Origin of the sequence: Achromobacter sp. UBA5777 (genome assembly GCF_002418565.1) — a bacterium.
Lineage (GTDB): Bacteria > Pseudomonadota > Gammaproteobacteria > Burkholderiales > Burkholderiaceae_B > Achromobacter > Achromobacter animicus.
Genome location: NZ_DIEJ01000194.1, coordinates 1 through 443, shown reverse-complemented (window position 1 = coordinate 443; position 443 = coordinate 1). Strand labels below are relative to the sequence as shown.

Annotated in this window: 1 protein-coding gene; it reads right to left on the bottom strand. The window is 71.6% G+C overall.

Going from position 1 to position 443, the window contains the following annotated elements; translation table 11 throughout:
* Positions 1 to 22: 22 nt before the first annotated feature.
* Positions 23 to 443 (bottom strand): NAD(P)-dependent oxidoreductase (locus B3446_RS15630; RefSeq protein WP_291383176.1); only part of this gene is annotated, 421 nt, incomplete at its 5' end.

Sequence of the window (443 nt, the reverse complement as noted above, 5' to 3'; positions counted from 1 at the left end):
GTGTGAGGCGCGCCGCGCCTCGTCAGCGTGCGCGGGCGTCAAGCGCCATTGTCACACCGGCGGCCACCATGTCGGAAACGCGCGTGTTGGCCTCCTGCGTGAGCCCCGCGATGTGCGGTGTCAGGATCAGGTTGGGCGCGTCGGCCAGCGCACTGCCCGCGGGCAGCGGTTCCTGCTCGAAGACGTCCAACGCCGCGCCGCGCAGGCGTCCGGCCCGCAACGCGGCCGCCAGCGCGGCTTCGTCCACGATGCCGCCACGGGATGTGTTGATGAGGATGGCGCCGGCGCGCATGCGTTCGATGCGCGCGGCGTCCAGCAGATGCCGGGTCTGGGGCGTGAGCGGCAGGTGCAGCGTCACGACGTCTGCCTGGGCAAGCAGATCATCCAGTGACAGCGATTCTGCGCCTGCCTCCTGCCACGCGGGATGGTCAGGCGGCAGGGCG